This is a genomic window from Nocardia sp. NPDC049526 (genome assembly GCF_044465765.1).
Taxonomy (GTDB): domain Bacteria; phylum Actinomycetota; class Actinomycetes; order Mycobacteriales; family Mycobacteriaceae; genus Nocardia.
The window spans coordinates 72228-86308 of sequence record NZ_JBITMA010000015.1 but is presented as its reverse complement, the minus strand read 5'-3'; the positions used below and the strand labels follow the sequence as shown (position 1 = coordinate 86308).

Here is a 14081-nt window from a genome sequence, read left to right as displayed (position 1 = left end):
TGCGGTTGTATTACGAAAAGATCACAACCGCAGGCAGCGTCATACTTCGGTGCCACTGCGGCGTTCGTCACAGGCTCAGCGCTGTAGATCGAGGCGGTAGCCGAGACCGCGCACGGTGACCACAATGCGCGGCTCGGAGGCGTCGAGCTCGATTTTGGTGCGCAGGCGGCGCATATGGACATCGACGATCCGCTCGTCGCCGAAAAAGCCGTCGTCCCAAACTCTTTCGAGCAGAACGGTGCGGCTGAGCACCCGTCCTGGCGATTCCGCGAGTTCGCAGAGCAATTTGAACTCGGTGATGGTGAGGCGGATTTCGTCGTCGCCCCGGCGTACCGCGCCACCGTCGCGATCCAGCACCAGCGGTCCTTCGGGGTGCGCGTCGAGTACGGCCTCGCGCGGCGCTTCGCGCTCCATCGTCAGGCGTGCGCGACGGCGCAGCGCCCGCATGCGCGCGGAGATCTCCTTGATCTCGAACGGCTTGGTGACATAGTCGTCGGCCCCCGCCTCCAGCGCGGCCACCACATCATGGGTGTCATCGCGCGAGCTGACCACGATGATCGGCACGTCGTGCTCGCGGCGGATCTCCCTGATGCAATCGAAACCGTCCATATCGCCGAGCATCAGCTCGACGATCATCACATCGGGAGCGCCATTGCTGCGCAGATATGTCAGGGCGTCCTCGGCCTCATGTGCCTCGGCAACGTCGTAACCCTCGTCTTCCATGGCCGTGCGCAGCGCGCCACGGACCACTTCGTCGTCGTCAACGATCATCAGGTTTGCGGTCAAGCCCTCATCCCTTGCAGCCACGCGGACGCAACGCGACGCGGGGACTCGCGTACCCAGAACCGACGCGAAGTCCGCACTTCGAGCACCTTTGCCAACTTCTTGAATACCCGGACCGGCCGATTGGTAAACGGCAGGTCACGGGCAGTCGGTTAGCGTCCGGCTACTCCACCCTGCGCATGAAGACCCGAATTGTGCAAATTGCACGTGACATGCGACACATATCGGCCAGTGTCACCACTCGTCCCGATGGGACTGCTCCAGCCGGTTGAAATTGCTCGGCCCGCCGTCGGCCCTGCGGTCCTGATAGCGGAACATCAGCCGCCTCGCGTCGAATGTGGCGAACCATTCATCCCAGCCCACCGCGCGCAGCACCGCGCCGCCGTACCCGGGGAAATCGAAGCGCAGGACGCCGAGGCGACCGTCGTATTCACTGCCGGGCATGGTGGCCGGCCGCGCGCCGCGCTGTTCGGCCCACTGCCGGATCACTTCATGATTGCGGGTGACGAGGAAGCGGCCGGGCTGCTGCGGGCCCTCGCCGCGAACGACTGATTCCGGCGGTTTCTTCAGCGACCTCGAAGCCCCCGGTCCGGCGTACGAATCTCGGGTGGCCGGTCGTCGCTGATCGTTCATGACGACCTCCTTGCGCGTCGGCATCAATAGTCCGGTTCCTCTTCGCGTACCCGCGTGCGCCCTCGAGCAAACAGTGGATCCGATCGCTACGAAACACATTGCGCGACAATGTATTCCCCCGTCGATCAGTCGCGCATCGCGGCGTCGCGCAACTTGCCGAGCGTTCTGGACAGTATGCGGGAGACATGCATCTGCGAAACGCCGAGCTGTTCGGCGATCTGGGACTGGGTCATGGACTCGAAAAAGCGCATGACCAGCACCTCGCGTTCCCGGTCGGGCAACTCCTCGATCAGCGGCCGGACCGCCAGATAGTCCTCCACATACTGGTAGCTGGGCTCATCTTCACCGAGACTGTCCAGCAGCGGTTGCGGCGCGTTCTCGATGTCGTCGCCGGCCACCGCGTCGATCGAACTCGACTGATAGGCATTGCCCGCGATGAGCGCCTGGGTGACCTCGACCAGATCCACATCCAGCTCCGCGGCGATCTCGCGTGCCTTGGGCAACCGGCCCAGCCGCTGTGATAACGCCTCGATGGTCGGACCGATGCTGAGCTGGATCTCCTTGGTGCGCCGGGGCACCCGCACCGCCCAGGTATTGTCCCGGAAATGCCTGCGCACTTCGCCCATGATCGTCGGCACCGCGAACGACAGGAACGAGGATCCGCGCGACACATCGAAGCGGTCGACGGCCTGCACCAGCCCCAACCGGGCCACCTGCAGCAGATCGTCGAAGTTCTCGCCGCGCCCGGAGAATTTGCGCGCAATGTGTTCGGCCAGCGGCAGGCACCGGCCGATCAGCTCCTCGCGCAATAGTTCTCGACGGTGATCGGCCGGGTCGATGGCGGCGATCTTTTCGAAGAGCGGCTCGATATTGTCGTAACTGTCGCGGTGCGCTCTCGAATCAGCCGCCATCACCACTCCGTGCCCAGCTGAAGTCGACGACAGTCGGATATCCGGAGACCACACTGTCGAACGGCTCCTGCGCCGCCGAGATCGACTGCGTCAGCGTGCGGACGATATGCCAGCCGAATCCGGCCTGACCGACCACTTTCTCCGACACCGCGACCGCGGACACGCGCACGAACATCTCATGATCGTTGTAGGTGAAATCACTGTCCAGAGTCGAGCCCGGCGTTGCCTCCAGGATCAACGACGTGGCCACTTCGTCCAGCGCGAGCCGGATATCGACCACTTCATCGATCGCGAAATCCGCGATGAGCGCGACTGTTTCGGCGAGCGCGCGCAGCATGGTCAGCTGCTCCAACTCGGCGGGGATACGAACCCCGATCGTCGTCGTCTTCTCCGCCGCGGACTGGGAACTCCACTCCCCCATGCCCATCACCACCTCTTCTCCTCCGAGCCGACCGGAACTTGCCTTCGAGTCGGGGGCCATTCGCGACTTACCCGGCCGGTCACCATCGAAACATCGCAACCGGTGTGGATTCGACTCAGTCGGCCTCGATCCGTTCATGCGCAGTCAACAGCAGATGGTCGAACCGCGTGCGCAGTTCGGCCATCGAATCGGTCAGCGTGCCGAGATCGGCGATCAACTGGGCGGCCAGTGCGCGCAGTTTGATGTTGGTCTCCTGGGAGCGCCAACTCAGCACCCGGAACGCCTGTTCGCCGTTGATACCGTAGGCCAGCATCAACGCGCCCTTGGCCTGCTCGATCACGGCTCGCGCCGCATACAGTTCGGGCAGCGCGTCGTCGAGAGTCTCCTGCTGCCGCTCCTCGAGCGCGTCGGTGACATCGATGTAGTACCCCGATGTCCCGACCACCGCTTCCGCCTCGTCGAGCATCTGATCGGCCACCACGATCACGTGGTGTACGCGACCGCTCGTATCGATGATCCGGTGCCGGCTGGAGAAAGGCTGCGCGTTTTCGATGGAGTTGGCCAGGGTGTCGGCGACCTGTGCGCGATCCTCCGGATGTTTATGCGACAGCAGCAGTTCGGTGGTCGGTGTCACCGTCCCCGGCTCGTATCCATGCAATGCTGCGACCTCGTCGGACCATTCCCACCGCTGGTCGGCAAACCAGAAGTAGAAGGTGCCGACGCTCTGCGTCTTCCCCATGCCGATGACCCGGCCCAACGCCTTCGCATGCTCGGGCGAAACCGATCCACTCTCCATCACAGCGCAAGTATGGAGTGTGATCATGCTCGGTGCCGGGATATCGACTCGACCAGGGACTTAAGGCCTCATTATGTGTCGAGCGCGGCGCGCATGGTCGGGAAATCACAGCACACGGCGCGTACTCCGGTAATCGCGAGCACCCGCTCGATCTCCCGGCGCCCCGCGACGATCCGCACAGCGGGACCGCCGTGCGCGGCCCGCTGGGTGATCGCTCCGATGGTGGCCGCGACCCGGATACTCAAGAATTTGGTGGCGCGCAGATCGAGGACAACCGCATGGCATCGGGTCGTGACGGCTTGTTCGAGCATTGCGCGGAACTCCGGGAGTGCGGCCGCATCGAGTTCGCCTTCGGCACGCACCACCACACAGTGTTTACGGCGATCGACGCGTTGCGACCAGAATCGGTTGCGCGGTCGTTCACCGGCCGGGTGCTGACCATTCGATAGGTGCTGTAGAACGGCAGACATGTCAAACCTCCCAGTGGGAATCCCGGTCCTGCGCGGCAGGATCGGATCGCGGGAGGGTGGCGATGGCGGCGGCCGGTACGTCATACCGGTGTCGCCACTAGGCGGCAGGTGTCGCTACGCGCTCCCGCTTGCCGAGTCCCGCGTGGTGTCGCCGCGTCGGACCCAGGGCCGGCTGTAGTCTCAACCGTGTCCCATTCTGGCACGCCGGTCCGATCCGTCTCAACCGCCGGATTCGTCGCGGCCATCGCGCCAGCGCCAGGGCGTCAGCACCCAGGCCACCGCGAACAGCATCGCGACCACCACACCCGCCACCGCACCGGCGATGGTGCCCGCGACGGTAGCCATCACCAGCATCGTCGCACCGGTCAGCGCGAGGCCGAGCAGCGCGATCCCTGCTATCGCGCAACGATGCGCCGCAGCCACGACATTGCCCAGCCGATGACGCCGGAAAAGGATCCGATGCCACGACACGGGCGCGACCAGGAATACCGTCGCACCCATCGCCGCGGAGACGGTGCCCAGATACAGCAGTCGCATCGACTGCGCCAAGGTGGTGAATCCGGCCTGGAACGGGAGGATCAGCAGCGCGCTGATCAAGAACTGCACACCGGTCTGCACGACGCGCAGTTCCTGCACCAGATTGGACCAATTGCGGTCCAGCCGTTGGGTTTCGGTCTCGTGCCTGGCGTTGCGATCCCATTCCTGATCATCGCTGGTCACGGCTGGGTTATCGCCCTTCGATGTCGTCGCCATGGCTGCTCCTGGGTTCGCGCTCCGTATTGGCGGCGTACCCGTGCCGGGGCGGCATACACCCCGCAATCGTTGATCGGAGCGCCGCTGATTCGGTGTTCGACGGGCGGGTATGCGGATCATGACGTCGATGCGCTCGGCGGCATCGTTTCGAGGAGGAGCGATCCATCATGAGAAACACCGGAACGGGTCGAGGCCGCATCGCCGCGGTGGTCGCCGCGGCCGCGCTCGCGGTCTTGGCCAGCGGCTGCGAGGAGGCCGAGAAGGCGGTGAACAAGGGCGGTGACACGCCCTGTAGCGAATTCGTCGCGCAGGACAAAGATAAACAACGTGTCACGGTGACCAAATTCCTCGAGCAGGAACGTAACGGCAATGCTCCGGCGACCAATGATCAGACCGTCGACGCCTCGATCGCCGCAATCGAATTGATGTGCCGGGCACAGGCCAATCCGGACACCCCTATCCGCAAAGCCGACTTGACCGGCATCCTGGTGCCCAAGTAATTCCGCTGCCGAAAGTAATGGGTTGCCGGACATATTGTCCGGCAACCCATTACATGTCATGCGCAGCGATTATCGATATTCACTGCCCCTGCTGGTAAGCACGCTGGCGCTGTTCGTCGAGCTTGGCTTCGGCACGCTGCTTCTCGGCGGCCGCTTCCTTGCTGGCTGCTTCACGCTGCGATTCCGCCTTATCCTGCTGGGCCTTGCCTTCATCCCGCAGGTTGTCGTTTCCGAAGACTGCGCCGGCGGCCTCCTTGATCTTGCCCTTGGCGTCTTCGACGACGCCTTCGACACCTTCGCGGGGACCACTCTTGTGCTCGGACACGATATCTACCTCCGAAATATCGGTTTTCAGGTGGACATTCGCCGCATACCCCGGATCTGCCGGTTGAATCCGAACTCCGCATTTTTATCGTGGATTCCGCAAATTCTCGCCGCATATCGGGATGTTTCGGCGGTGCGGCAGCGGTTATCGCCGGAGCATGAGGTCCCTGTGGTTGAACGATGCCGAGGTGCCGGCGCGACTGCGGCTCACGCCGGGGCTGCGGTTCGACACCGTCGTGATCGGCGCCGGGCTCACCGGCTTGGTGACCGCTCTGCTGCTGGCCGAGAGCGGTGTCGACGTGGCGGTGCTGGAGAGTAAGCGAGTCGGGGCGGGTACCACCGGTGCCAGTACGGCGAAGGTCAGTCTGCTGCAAGGGATTCGAGCGCAACGGATCCGCGCTCGCCACGGCGATCGAGCGGTAGCGGACTATGTCGAGGCCAATCGCGAGGGGCAGCAGTGGCTGTTGCGCTACTGCGCGGAGCATTCGGTGCCCGTTCAGCGCGTCCCGGCACTCACCTACGCTCAGTCCAAGGCCGAAATGTCCGCTGTGCGAAGGGAATACGAGGCCACACGGGCCGCCGGGCTGGCCACGACGCTCGTCGAGGAGCTGGATGTTCCGTTCCCGGCGCACGGTGCAGTCCGGCTCGATGACCAGGCTCAACTCGATCCGATGGCACTGCTGGCCAGTTTGGCCGCTGATATCGAATCGCGCGGCGCGCCGATCTTCGAATCCACCCGCGCCAAGGGCGTGCACAGCGGCGAGCACGATCAGTTGGTGATCGAAACCGAGCACGGCGATCTGGTCGCGCGCACGATCATTCTGGCCACTGGCACCCCGATACTCGACCGCGGCGGCTTCTTCGCCCGGCTCACCGCCGAGCGCTCCTACCTCAGCGCCTTCCGGGTAGCCGAGCCGATCCCGCATGAAATGTTCATCAGCGCGGGCGAGCCCACCCGGTCGCTGCGGTACACCCCGGGACCCGATGGCGAGGAGTTGCTGCTGGTCGGCGGCAACGGCCACGTGGTCGGCCGCACGAATGCGGCCGGCCGCCGAGTCGAGGAGTTGATCGCCTGGACACGGCGCTGCTTCCCCACCGCCGAACCGCTGCAGAACTGGTCCGCGCAGGACTATCACTCGGTCGACGAACTGCCGTACGTCGGTCCGCTGCTGCCCGGGCAGAATCACATCCTGCTCGCCACCGGCTACGCCAAATGGGGTTTGACGAACGGCATCGCCGCGGCCCTGGCGCTCGCCGGCCGGATCAATGGCAAACCACCGCAGTGGGCCGATACCTTCGCCAGCTGGCGCCCGAGCGAGCTGAAGTCGATACCCGCCGCCGCATTCACCAATAGCTCTGTGGCCCAACAACTTTTCTCCGGCTGGCTGCACATGCTCGGCACCGGCCTCAGTGCAGCGCCCGCCGAGGGCACCGGCCGCGTCGAACGACACGGGCTGCGACCGACCGCCGTATGCACCGTCGACGGCGCCACCACCGAAGTATCCGCGGTCTGCCCGCATCTGGGCGGCATCGTGCGCTGGAACGATGCCGAGCAATCCTGGGACTGCCCGCTGCACGGCTCCCGATTCGCCGCCGACGGCACCCTGCTCGAGGGCCCGGCGACCGACTCGCTGACACCGATCTCCGGCCCTTTCCCCGGACCCGAATCCCGTGAGTTGTGAGGTGGGCGTCGCGAATTTCGTCGGCGAGTTCCGACTGCCGTAGCTGCATTCCACGATGCGCTGTCGGGTACCGGAAAGCTCCTGTCGCGGGATACCCTGCACCGCAACAAGTTCGACGTCGAGTGGTATTCGATTGTCGGGTGCCTTGGTGTCATCCGAGATGGATCTGTCCGGCACCACGGTCCGCAGCCCCGAACAGGCTTCGATCACCATCTCGACAGAATCGGCGACTCCTGGCGAGTGTCTGGAAACAGATCCGGCGAATCTCGTCAAGTCATGAAGGGGTATCCCGGGTTGCCCTATGATTGCTTCTTGTCGTGATCTAGACGGCCGGATCCAGTCGGCGATGGTGAACGATCATTGATCGAACGACGATTTCACCTCGACCCGTGTTGCTTGCTGCTTGTTTGCCAATACTCGGCCACAACTTCGGGAGGTTCTCATGCACGATGAGCGCGACCAGTTCGCTGATCTGTCCGAGGTCAGGATGTGTTTCCGCGACGAGGGTGATCCGTCGGGGGAACCGCTGCTGATGATCATGGGCCTCAGCTCCCAGCTGATCCACTGGCCTCAGGAAATTGTCGACCACCTCGGTGAGCGCGGTTACCGAGTGATCCGTCCCGACAACCGCGACAGCGGTCTGACCGAGTGGAAGACCACCCCGAGCCAGTACTACCTACGAGCGATCGCCCGAGACGCTGTCGAACTGCTCGACTATCTCGACATCGAGCGGGCGCACGTCGTCGGCGCCTCGATGGGCGGGATGGTCGCCCAGCTACTCGCGATCGAGTACGGACCGCGGGTGCTGTCGCTGTGCTCGATCATGAGCACGCCGCACTTTCTCATCGGCATGGCCGGTGGAGACGTGCTCGAGGAACTGATGAAACCGATGCCGCCGGATCGTGAGGCCGCGATCGAGCAGATCACCGACCTGTACACGCTCATCGGCTCGAAGACCTACGCCGACCGTGAGCGGCGCCGCGCGCTCGCGACCGAGGCCTACGACCGCGCACGGCACCCCGACGGCTCGGCACGCCAGGTGACTGCGGCGATGATCGCTCCCGACCGCAGGAGTCGCCTCCAGCAGCTGCAGTTGCCCGCGCTGGTCATGCACGGTGCCGAGGACACGCTCATCAAGATCGCCGGCGGCGAGGCCACCCACGCCGCGATCCCCAACTCGACCTACCTGCCGTTCGGCGCGATGGGCCACGACTTTCCCGAGCCGCTGTTCGAGCAGATCGTCGAGGCCATCGCCGAAAACGCGGCCCGGCGTCCCGCGGTCGTGTGACGTCCTCGCCGGGAATCCCTCTGGCTGACCGGCGGCACACGCCACGCAATGCTCGAGTCGTAGTCAGCTCTCGATAGCTGAGACGCGACGGACGGCGGAAAGTGCCCGTGTTCGGTCCGGGGTCGTCGACCGGTCCGGCGGTCACGATCCGCCGTCCGTATCGCGGTGAGCTACCGACGTGGTCGTGCAGCATCATCCTGAGCGCCGGCTAGGAATTCGATCGGCGGCGGGGCACAATATTTGCAGGGATGCTGCAGGTGAATCTTCGTATTCGACAAATCACTTCGCCTACCGATTGAGGGGCGAAAACTGACGACATGCACCGAAATGGCGAGCGCCCGAAAGGGCTCAGTGTCTCCGCGCTGGCGGCGGTAGCGAATCCGTCGTACTCGCGAATCGACACATGGAATCTGCTCGACGACGCGTGCCGTCGGCTCGCCGATGTCAACCGTGCCGGGCTGGAAACCACCCACGAAGCCGCCCGGGTGCGACGCCTCCTCGATCGGCTCGGCGCCTACGAGCGGTACTGGCTGTACCCGGGCGCGGCGAGACTGGCGGCATTCCGCGGCTATCTCGCCGATCTCGCAACGGTGCAGCTCGCCGACGAGGTGTCGCTGGCCGTGCGCCTGCTCTCCGACTACGGCGACGGTGCAGCTGTGTTCGACACATCCGCGCCGTTGGCTGATCAGGAACTCGTGGCGCGGGCCAAACAGCAACAGTTCTTCACCGTCCTGCTCGGCGACGATTCCCCGCCCGAGGCCCCTGAGAGCCTGGCCCAGAGCCTGCGGGCGCTTCGCGGCCCGTCCGACGATGTGCAGTTCGAGCTGCTCGTCGTGTCGAGCATCGAGGACGCCATCACCGCGGTCGCGTTGAACGGCGAGATTCAGGCGGCGGTTATCCGGCATGACCTGCCGCTACGTTCACACGACCGGGTGCCGTTGATGACCACATTGCTCGGCGTCAACGACGACGTGGTCGTGACCGACCGCACCCAGAACTGGGTCGAATGTGGCGAGTGGATCACGCAGCTGCGGCCTCATATCGATCTGTACCTACTCACCGACGAGTCGATCGCCGCGGAGGCCGAAGACCAGCCGAACGTCTACGACCGCACGTTCTATCGGCTCAACGATGTCACCGACCTGTACAGCACGGTGCTCGCCGGCTTCCGGAGCCGGTTCGCCACACCGTTTTTCGACGCCCTGCGTGCCTACGCGGCGGCGCCGGTCGGCCAATTCCACGCCCTGCCCGTCGCGCGTGGCGCCAGCATCTTCAACTCCAAGTCGCTGCACGATATGGGCGAATTCTACGGCCGCAACATCTTCATGGCCGAGACCTCGACCACCTCCGGCGGGCTGGACTCGCTGCTCGACCCGCACGGCACGATCCGGGCGGCGATGGACAAAGCCGCGAAGACATGGTGCGCCGACGAGACGTACTTCGTCACCAACGGAACATCCACCGCGAACAAGATTGTCGTGCAGGCCCTGACCCGGCCGGGCGACATCGTTCTGATCGACCGCAATTGCCATAAGTCGCACCACTACGGCCTGGTGCTCGCCGGGGCGTACCCGATGTACCTGGACGCCTACCCGCTCGAGCCGTTCGCGATCTACGGAGCCGTGTCCCTGTACACCATCAAGAAGGCGCTGCTGGACCTCGAGGCGGCCGGGCAACTGGACCGAGTGCGCATGCTGCTGCTCACCAACTGCACTTTCGACGGCATCGTCTACAACCCCCGGCGCGTGATGGAGGAGATTCTGGCGATCAAGCCGGACATTTGCTTCCTCTGGGACGAGGCGTGGTACGCCTTCGCCACCGCGGTGCCGTGGGCCCGGCAGCGGACCGCGATGGTAGCCGCCGGACAACTCGAATCGACATTGTCGTCGCCCGGGTACGCCGAGAAGTACCGCACGTGGCGTGCGTCGATGCAGGGAGTCGACCGCGCCGAGTGGAGCAACCGCCGCCTGCTTCCCGACCCCGAGCGCGCGCGGGTACGCGTATATGCGACGCATTCCACTCACAAGTCGCTGTCGGCGCTGCGGCAGGCGTCGATGATCCATATCCACGACCAGGACTTCAAAGCTCTCGTCCGTGAGGCGTTCGGTGAGGCGTTTCTGACCCACACCTCGACGTCACCGAACCAGCAACTCCTGGCGTCGTTGGACTTGGCGCGTCGGCAGGTCGACATCGAGGGCTTCCAGCTGGTCCGCAACGTCTACGACATGGCGCTGGTCTTCCGGCACCGCGTCCGCAAAGACCGGTTGATCGGCAAGTGGTTCCGCATCCTCGACGAGGACGACCTGGTGCCCGACGAGTTCCGGCCCTCCGAAGTCATCTCCTACCGACAAGTCAGGCAGGGCGGCTTGGCGGAGTGGAACGAGGCGTGGCGGTCCGATCAGTTCGTGCTCGATCCGACCCGGGTCACCCTGTTCATCGGCAAGACCGGCATGAACGGGTTCGAGTTCCGCGAGAAAATCCTGATGGACCGGTTCGGTATCCAGATCAACAAGACCTCGATCAACAGTGTGCTGTTGATCTTCACGATCGGCGTCACCTGGTCGAGCGTGCACTATCTGCTCGACGTGCTGCGCCGGGTGGCTACCGACTTCGAGCGCAGTCAGGGTGCGGCCGGTAAAGCCGATCGCGCCCTGCAACGGCGCCGGGTCGACGAGATCACCAAGGATCTGCCGGCGCTGCCCGACTTCAGCGAGTTCGACAGCGTGTTTCGTCCCGACGGCGCCCGCTCGTTCGGCGACATGCGATCGGCCTTCTATGCCGGGTATGAGGACTCCGACCGCGAACACATCCTGCTCGGCGACGCCGGGCGCCGGCTCGCCAAGGGACAGACCCTGGTGTCCACCACCTTCGTCGTCCCCTACCCGCCCGGCTTCCCGGTGCTGGTCCCGGGTCAGGTGATCTCGTCGGAAATCCTGTATTTCCTGGCCGAGCTCGACGTCAAGGAAATTCACGGATACAACCCCGACCTCGGGTTGTCGGTCTTCACCGAGGCCGCACTCGCACGGCTGGCCGCGGCTCGGCACGCAATTGCCGCGGCGTCCGGTGATGCGCTGCAAACAGCGACGGCGCTGGATTCAGCTCACGAGGTGGATCGGATGCAGTCGCTATAGCGCGCGATCGGCATCGGCGCTGTTGCCGCGGATGGCGAGAAACCGGCGACGATCGCATCACCAGTGGTCGGCGTCGTCGCCGCGAAGTCGTTTCAAGGCCAGGTTGAGCGCGGGCGGACCGCCGAATGTCGAGGAGATCGCCTAACTGTGTCTGCGCCACGACATTCATCAACTGACACCGTTGACAAATCATCCGCTCACGTGACGTCGGGGCGCGCAGTTACCGCGCAGTGACTTCGCTGTCGAGTGGCCGCGCCCGTTCGAGAATCTCGTCGACGGTCTGCGCCACGGTGAGATCGGAAGTGTCCAACCACAATCCGATGCGCGGGGTCTGCGCCCGCAGCACTTCGTCCAGGCTGTCGACGGTGAAGCCGTCGTAGGCGACCTTGTCCCGGCCCGCCTCGCGCGCGGCGACCGCGGCCGGTTTCGGTGCGAGCACCACCACATACCGCGGCCTGGTCCGGATGCGGTCGAGGGTGTAGGGCAGGAACTCCCCGAGCACGACGTCCTGGATGATGGCGGTGAATCCGGCCGCGGCGTACGCGTCGGCGGTGTGCGCGGCCAGCGTGTGCCGTAGACGCAGTTGGTCCAGTGCCTCCGTCGACGGTTCCGGACTCATGTCCGCCCGGCCACCGATGATGAAGCGCCGGAACGTATCTCCGCGCACATGTGCCGAGCGCGGCAACCGCTCCGCCAAAGCCTGTGCGACCGTGGACTTCCCGGCGGCCTGAATGCCGGTGATCAGATAGACGGCGGATTCCATATCAGCCATGATCGCAGCCCCGCGCCACTCATTTTCCGTCGCCGTTGCCCGACTCGGCGTCAGTACATGCCGTCCACTTGCTAGTCCTGCGCTGGGCGAAGAATCGGGTTGATCTCGGCCAGCATGGCGATCAGCTGACTCGCTCCATGACGTACCAGCTCATCAGGCGCCCCGGTCAATGTCTCGCACTCTCGCACAGCAGCATCCCGGTCACGGGAGAACACGCCGAACACGTCGAGGACCGCAGTTCGGATCCAGTCGGCGTGGTTCGGATCGGCCGCAGCGAGTCCTGAGGCGACGGACGCGAAACCGACCACGTCCTGACGTCGGAGCAATGCCTCCGCCGTCGCGCGGGTGACGAAGGTGTTGCCAGCATCAAGTATGAGGCCCGACAACGGCCCTCTGGCCGCGGGCATTTCGGCGAAGTTGGCCAGGCAGCGGCCTGCGTCCGCCCTATCTCGGTAGTCGGGGCTTTCCGCGAGCTTGATCAGCCCGGCTACGACTGCACCTCGCACCTCGTCGCTCATGGGCGCATTCTGCTGCGACCACGACGGAAGGTCCATCGACTTCCCGCCGACGACCGAGATGCCCAAAAGGGGCGCACCAGCTCAGCTCGCGCGGTGGATGGGATGCAGTCGCGATAGCGCGCGCACAGCATCGGCGCGCGAGATGAGCTGGTCGCCGTCGAGTTCGGCGATGGCCGCCTCCATCCATTCCCGGATCAGCGTCGACATGCCGATGCCGCGGCTGTCGGCGAGTTGCTTGACCCGGGAGTGCAGCTCCAGCGGCATGCGAATGGAGCTGGTCACCATGATGTCGTCACCGGGGGCGAGTGGCGGCGGCGCCTTTTCCGGGGGGACCGGTTCGTCGCTGAAGGTCAGCCGATCCATGAACGCCGCCACTTCGTCCGGGGTGGACGGGAAATCCTTTTCACGCATCACCGGTTCTCCTGTTCCCACTCCTCGAACATTTTCAGTTCGTCGGCGCGCATTTCCCGGGCGCCGATGATCAGCCAGGTCCACTGGTCCTGTTGGCGCGTCGCCACGATCAGCGGGCGCCCGGTACCTGTGCGACCCCAGACCGACAACACCGTCACGTGCCCGTCATCGGCGATCCGCGGCCAGCGCCGTGCGCCTTCGAGGACTTGGCGTACCTCCCGGGGTCCGATGCCGATCAGGTGCGCAAACGCCCAGTCCGGCCACTCGAACCCCATGACCCCATACTACGCGCATAGTAACCAACCGATCGGTCCCAGTTTCATCTTGACGCGTAGGATTTTTCCTACCTATAGTCGGGGTCATGAACATCACCGAAGGGCGGGTCTTCGCGGCACTGGCCAGTCCGGTTCGGCGCGAGGTGCTGCGGCTGTTGCGCGAGGGCGGACCGCAGCCGGTGACCGATCTGGCCGCGCACTTCGAAATGGCGAGGCCGAGCTTCTCCGAACATCTGCGGGTGCTGCGGGAAGCCGAATTGGTCAGTGAGAACAAGGTCGGGCGGCAACGGCTGTATCAGCTCGAGGCGGCCCCGCTGTACGAGATCCAGGAATGGTTGCACCCGTTCGAGCGGTTCTGGCGCGAGAAGTTGGCCGGGTTGCGTGAACTGCTGGACACCATGGAAGAGGAGTAA

Annotated in this window: 17 protein-coding genes; 5 read left to right on the top strand and 12 right to left on the bottom strand. The window is 64.7% G+C overall.

The features are described 5' to 3' along the window. Positions 1 to 75: 75 nt before the first annotated feature. The 7 genes from ACIBW7_RS35420 to ACIBW7_RS35390 form a co-directional block, all read right to left on the bottom strand. Complete coding sequence (locus ACIBW7_RS35420) at positions 76 to 786, bottom strand: response regulator (RefSeq protein ID WP_397054114.1); 711 nt, start codon at positions 784 to 786, stop codon at positions 76 to 78. A gap of 231 nt (positions 787 to 1017) precedes the next feature. Then, complete coding sequence (locus ACIBW7_RS35415) at positions 1018 to 1416, bottom strand: hypothetical protein (RefSeq protein WP_397054112.1); 399 nt, start codon at positions 1414 to 1416, stop codon at positions 1018 to 1020. A gap of 125 nt (positions 1417 to 1541) precedes the next feature. Next, positions 1542 to 2327: an RNA polymerase sigma factor SigF gene (locus tag ACIBW7_RS35410; RefSeq protein WP_397054110.1), complete on the bottom strand. Its 786-nt coding sequence runs from the start codon at positions 2325 to 2327 to the stop codon at positions 1542 to 1544. Next, on the bottom strand, positions 2317 to 2754 hold the full coding sequence (locus tag ACIBW7_RS35405) for an anti-sigma factor (protein ID WP_397054295.1): 438 nt from the start codon (positions 2752 to 2754) through the stop codon (positions 2317 to 2319). Before ACIBW7_RS35405 ends, ACIBW7_RS35410 begins: the two co-directional genes overlap by 11 nt. Positions 2755 to 2863: 109 nt before the next feature. Then, positions 2864 to 3544, bottom strand: a complete 681-nt coding sequence (locus ACIBW7_RS35400) for a PAS and ANTAR domain-containing protein (protein ID WP_397054293.1) — start codon at positions 3542 to 3544, stop codon at positions 2864 to 2866. A gap of 71 nt (positions 3545 to 3615) precedes the next feature. Continuing rightward, positions 3616 to 4014, bottom strand: a complete 399-nt coding sequence (locus ACIBW7_RS35395) for an STAS domain-containing protein (RefSeq protein WP_397054108.1) — start codon at positions 4012 to 4014, stop codon at positions 3616 to 3618. Positions 4015 to 4233: 219 nt separating this feature from the next. Then, complete coding sequence (locus tag ACIBW7_RS35390) at positions 4234 to 4767, bottom strand: DUF6328 family protein (protein WP_397054106.1); 534 nt, start codon at positions 4765 to 4767, stop codon at positions 4234 to 4236. A gap of 167 nt (positions 4768 to 4934) precedes the next feature. Here ACIBW7_RS35390 and ACIBW7_RS35385 point away from each other — a divergent pair, with 167 nt between their 5' ends. Beyond that, a complete protein-coding gene (locus ACIBW7_RS35385; RefSeq protein WP_329409481.1) occupies positions 4935 to 5267 on the top strand; it encodes a hypothetical protein in 333 nt (110 codons plus the stop codon). 79 nt (positions 5268 to 5346) lie between these two features. Here the strand turns inward: ACIBW7_RS35385 and ACIBW7_RS35380 are convergent, their stop codons facing one another. Next, positions 5347 to 5592 carry a CsbD family protein gene (locus ACIBW7_RS35380; protein ID WP_397054103.1) on the bottom strand — a complete coding sequence of 82 codons (246 nt, stop codon included), beginning with the start codon at positions 5590 to 5592 and terminating at the stop codon, positions 5347 to 5349. A gap of 157 nt (positions 5593 to 5749) precedes the next feature. Between ACIBW7_RS35380 and ACIBW7_RS35375 the strand changes: the two genes are divergently transcribed. The 3 genes from ACIBW7_RS35375 (at position 5750) to ACIBW7_RS35365 (ending at position 11692) form a co-directional block, all read left to right on the top strand. Continuing rightward, positions 5750 to 7273, top strand: a complete 1524-nt coding sequence (locus ACIBW7_RS35375) for an FAD-dependent oxidoreductase (RefSeq protein WP_397054101.1) — start codon at positions 5750 to 5752, stop codon at positions 7271 to 7273. Between the two features lie 442 nt (positions 7274 to 7715). After that, positions 7716 to 8561 (top strand): alpha/beta fold hydrolase, encoded by an 846-nt coding sequence (locus ACIBW7_RS35370; RefSeq protein WP_397054099.1) that lies wholly within the window; start codon positions 7716 to 7718, stop codon positions 8559 to 8561. A gap of 317 nt (positions 8562 to 8878) precedes the next feature. Next, on the top strand, positions 8879 to 11692 hold the full coding sequence (locus ACIBW7_RS35365) for an aminotransferase class I/II-fold pyridoxal phosphate-dependent enzyme (protein ID WP_397054097.1): 2814 nt from the start codon (positions 8879 to 8881) through the stop codon (positions 11690 to 11692). Between the two features lie 220 nt (positions 11693 to 11912). Here the strand turns inward: ACIBW7_RS35365 and ACIBW7_RS35360 are convergent, their stop codons facing one another. From ACIBW7_RS35360 to ACIBW7_RS35345, 4 genes are all read right to left on the bottom strand, one after another. Beyond that, entirely contained in the window at positions 11913 to 12455 is a 543-nt protein-coding gene (locus ACIBW7_RS35360) for an AAA family ATPase (RefSeq protein WP_397054095.1), read from the bottom strand. Between the two features lie 80 nt (positions 12456 to 12535). Continuing rightward, the gene (locus ACIBW7_RS35355; protein WP_397054093.1) at positions 12536 to 12982 is read right to left on the bottom strand and encodes a hypothetical protein; all 447 of its coding nucleotides are present in this window, start codon (positions 12980 to 12982) and stop codon (positions 12536 to 12538) included. 81 nt (positions 12983 to 13063) lie between these two features. Beyond that, positions 13064 to 13393 carry a hypothetical protein gene (locus ACIBW7_RS35350; RefSeq protein WP_397054091.1) on the bottom strand — a complete coding sequence of 110 codons (330 nt, stop codon included), beginning with the start codon at positions 13391 to 13393 and terminating at the stop codon, positions 13064 to 13066. After that, positions 13393 to 13668, bottom strand: a complete 276-nt coding sequence (locus ACIBW7_RS35345; protein ID WP_397054089.1) for a hypothetical protein — start codon at positions 13666 to 13668, stop codon at positions 13393 to 13395. Before ACIBW7_RS35345 ends, ACIBW7_RS35350 begins: the two co-directional genes overlap by 1 nt. 86 nt (positions 13669 to 13754) lie before the next feature. Between ACIBW7_RS35345 and ACIBW7_RS35340 the strand changes: the two genes are divergently transcribed. After that, positions 13755 to 14081 carry an ArsR/SmtB family transcription factor gene (locus tag ACIBW7_RS35340; protein WP_397054087.1) on the top strand — a complete coding sequence of 109 codons (327 nt, stop codon included), beginning with the start codon at positions 13755 to 13757 and terminating at the stop codon, positions 14079 to 14081.